Source organism: Caldisericum sp. (genome assembly GCA_022759145.1).
In the GTDB taxonomy this organism is placed as follows: domain Bacteria; phylum Caldisericota; class Caldisericia; order Caldisericales; family Caldisericaceae; genus Caldisericum.
Window position 1 is genome coordinate 1 of record JAEMPV010000008.1, and the last position, 3,102, is coordinate 3,102.

Sequence of the window (3,102 nt, forward strand, 5' to 3'; positions counted from 1 at the left end):
GAAGCAACAAGGCTTAATTATATAAACCTCCCAGCTGGCACAACAATAGCAAAATATGTTGAGACTTCTAAAGGCAAAAAATATTATATACTAGAACTTACGTATGGCAAATATGCAATAGACATACTTGACAATACTGGCAATGATATAGATGAATTCAATGCACTCGAATATGAACTTTATGAACTACTTGATATATATATAAAATACAAAGAGGGCAAAATCCACGATAAAAAACTGATTGATGACTTGGAACATGGCTATGGCTCGGAATTCCTTAAACAGCTATATATTATAAATTATGCAGCTGTAAACCCAGAATCTAATAAAAAGCAAGATGGTGATGAAAAAAATGAAAATAAGCAGTGAAATCAAGGACGATATAGAGATTTACGTTGCGTTATTGTTGTTGCTAGTTGGATCTTTGGTCGTGCTGTTTTATTCGAGTTGGTATGTGAGCTATCTCATTTTTTCGGTTGCCCTAATTTTGTTTTTAATATTGCTAGATTTGTGGGACAAAAAAGGAGGTAATCTATAATGAGTGAGTTTATAGAATTTATATTATTCTTTTTTTTGTTTATGTATGGCACATTTATTCTATTTTATTATGGCTCAACAGTTATTGGTGAGGTGATAGGTGTTATACTTTTATTGGTTGGTGCTGCTGTTCTTATCAATATCCAGATTGGACAGATGAAGCGGAGGTGGTAGTATGGCACTTAACTATAAGCACGTAGATATTGGTGTTCTCGGCCCGGTTGAAAAGATCGTAATGCTAATGCTTATTAAGAACAAAAGCATGTCTTTCAATGAAATATTTGAAAAGGTAAGCCAAGTAATGTCTGTTGCTGGAAAAAGTTATAACAAGAGCAATCTGTCGAATACAATAAGGTCTTTGGAAAGGAAGGGATTTGTTTTTAGGGAAAGGTTCAGGAATGGCTCTATAATAAAGCTCAATGAAAGTATAAATTATTACGCAAATGGGAAAAAATTAAATAGCTGATGTGCTTAGGTGATGCTATAATGGCTGAGGAATTGAAGATTAATGAATATATAAAAAATGTTTTCAGAAACAGGGTAAAAGAGAATATCTCTTATGGCTCTCATAAACCTGACGGGAAATTCCATGTTTCTTCAATAGTTTATGGCTGTCCGAGGAAACTGTATTTTGAGTATAAATATGGGCCAAAGACAGTAATAAACAATGACGATGAAATGTTTAGGATTTGGGTTGGAATGAAGCTCCACGAAACAAGAATAACCGACTTCCACGAATTCAATATAGAAAAAAAGTATGATGACTTTATTATTTCTGGGACTATTGATGAAATTCTAGAAAAAGGCGATAAAAGGTATATTATTGATAAAAAGTTTGTACTTGCTCCACCTACTGAAATGTATGACCACCACCGCAAACAAGTAATGTATTATGCTTATTTACTGCGTGAAACAAAGGGAATAACGGTAAATGGAATTGCTCTTTTATATTTCAGGACTGGTTCTGTGTATATTAATCAATCAGGCCATAAGGTAAGCGGTGTCAGCATAGATAATATTGGCTCAAGCGACCATGTCTTTGTATTTGCAGAGGAAATAACTGATGACGATATAACACGCTACGGAAAAGAAATGGAATCTGTTGTTTCATTGGCAATAAAGGGCATAAAGGAAAACAAAGTCCCAGACAAAAAGGAGTCTTGGTATTGTGATTACTGTGCATTTAAAGAAATTTGTAAGTATGGAGACGCTTTTGGCTCAAATATATTTTAGGCAGCCCCGAGTGGATTTGAACCACTGTCTGCTGGTTCAGAGCCAGCAATGCTTGGCCACTACACCACGGGGCTACAGTCCCGGGCAGATTTGAACTGCCGTCCCCAGATCCAAAGTCTGGGATGCTTGTCCTCTACACCACGGGACTGGCTGTAAATACCATTAACAATATAAAAACCTTTTGATTGCAAAAAGTTTAAATATATCCAAATTATTACTATATCTGTGCCTTAGAAGGCACTTGTGAGCAACGCATAAGGTGTTGCGTTGCGAGTATATGGTCTCCCATACCCCCAAAGATGGGGTATGGGGAAATTAACAGCACCATTGGGCGGGTAGCTCTGGGACAGTCTCCCAGACTACCGCTATTTTTGGTATTCATAATATTATTCATTTTTATGCTTTTAGCGATAAAAAAATTCAAATAATAGTAAAGGTATAACTTAAGCCATGGTGGTAAAAATGCCTAGCCAATGGGAAAATGAGAATGAAAAGGCAAAAAAATTAAAGCAATATATGTCATTCCACAGGGTCATAAAAACAAACAATGAAAATAAAGATGAAATTAGAAGGTTAAATACAATTATTATGGAACTTGAGTCAGAAATAGTGGAATTGAAAAATAGGATAGAAAGGCTTGATGAACGCATAAATCACTTGTATGAGATAATGGGTATTGAGCAATAACCAAACGTTTAAATAGTAGTGTGTATTTATATGATATATGGCAAAACTGGGTAGTATTGGTAATGGTTGGCAGGCATTTGTTGCCTTTGTTGGATCGTTGCTAATAGGCTTGGGCATAGTGAACGCAGGAACACACTTTGTTACATACAGCCTAGCAGGGACAGTGATAATGTTTGTGTTGGGTGTGATTATATTGGTTATCAAAGAACTAGTCAGTGAAGGGTATACAGCTGGGAAAATTGGTTTATCGGACAAGGCACAGGCATGGTTGGTATTTGGATCGTTTATACTTATAGCAATTGCTGGGATTTCGGTTCCAGCAGGGCTTGGTACTGATATAGCAATTATACTAGCTTTGGTTGGTGCATTAGGTCTTGCATTTAAGGAATGGGCTACTGGCAGTATAACAATAAGCGAACTTGGTCTTACCGATGAGCAGCAGTCATTCCTTGTGTTTCTATCATCGCTTTTGGTTGGCATTGGAGGTATGATGTCTGTTGGTGACGTAGGTGGCAATATTTGGTATGGCTTTATATTATCAGTCATTGGTGCAATTGGTCTGGGAATAAAGGAGTTCTTTGGGACATACGAGCCAAAGGCAAATAATGTAGCCTCTACGCCAGCTTAAATTTTTTAATTTTTCTA

Annotated in this window: 6 protein-coding genes and 2 tRNA genes; 6 read left to right on the plus strand and 2 right to left on the minus strand. The window is 36.4% G+C overall.

The annotated features are described in order from the left end of the window. The 4 genes from JHC30_00365 to JHC30_00380 form a co-directional block, all read left to right on the plus strand. Positions 1-369: hypothetical protein (locus tag JHC30_00365; GenBank protein MCI4462615.1), on the plus strand; the 369-nt coding region annotated here is incomplete at its 5' end. 168 nt (positions 370-537) lie between these two features. Continuing rightward, complete coding sequence (locus JHC30_00370) at positions 538-711, plus strand: hypothetical protein (protein MCI4462616.1); 174 nt, start codon at positions 538-540, stop codon at positions 709-711. Position 712: 1 nt separating this feature from the next. Further along, positions 713-1,003, plus strand: coding sequence for a hypothetical protein (locus tag JHC30_00375; protein MCI4462617.1), 291 nt, complete (start codon positions 713-715; stop codon positions 1,001-1,003). A 20-nt stretch (positions 1,004-1,023) separates the two neighbouring features. Then, positions 1,024-1,770 carry a PD-(D/E)XK nuclease family protein gene (locus JHC30_00380; protein ID MCI4462618.1) on the plus strand — a complete coding sequence of 249 codons (747 nt, stop codon included), beginning with the start codon at positions 1,024-1,026 and terminating at the stop codon, positions 1,768-1,770. Position 1,771: 1 nt separating this feature from the next. Here JHC30_00380 and JHC30_00385 read toward each other — a convergent pair. Both JHC30_00385 and JHC30_00390 read right to left on the minus strand, forming a co-directional pair. Further along, positions 1,772-1,844, minus strand: a tRNA-Gln gene (locus JHC30_00385). 1 nt (position 1,845) lies between these two features. After that, positions 1,846-1,918, minus strand: a tRNA-Gln gene (locus JHC30_00390). A gap of 314 nt (positions 1,919-2,232) precedes the next feature. Here JHC30_00390 and JHC30_00395 point away from each other — a divergent pair. Continuing rightward, positions 2,233-2,457: a hypothetical protein gene (locus JHC30_00395; protein ID MCI4462619.1), complete on the plus strand. Its 225-nt coding sequence runs from the start codon at positions 2,233-2,235 to the stop codon at positions 2,455-2,457. A gap of 184 nt (positions 2,458-2,641) precedes the next feature. Continuing rightward, positions 2,642-3,085 (plus strand): hypothetical protein, encoded by a 444-nt coding sequence (locus JHC30_00400; protein ID MCI4462620.1) that lies wholly within the window; start codon positions 2,642-2,644, stop codon positions 3,083-3,085. Positions 3,086-3,102: the final 17 nt, after the last annotated feature.

What these genes read in the sequence shown, in the direction of transcription:
- JHC30_00370 (MCI4462616.1), top strand. Translation starts at nt 538, where the DNA reads ATGAGTGAGTTTATAGAATTTATATTATTCTTTTTTTTGTTTATGTAT.
- JHC30_00375 (MCI4462617.1), top strand. Translation starts at nt 713, where the DNA reads ATGGCACTTAACTATAAGCACGTAGATATTGGTGTTCTCGGCCCGGTT.
- JHC30_00380 (MCI4462618.1), top strand. Translation starts at nt 1,024, where the DNA reads ATGGCTGAGGAATTGAAGATTAATGAATATATAAAAAATGTTTTCAGA.
- JHC30_00395 (MCI4462619.1), top strand. Translation starts at nt 2,233, where the DNA reads ATGCCTAGCCAATGGGAAAATGAGAATGAAAAGGCAAAAAAATTAAAG.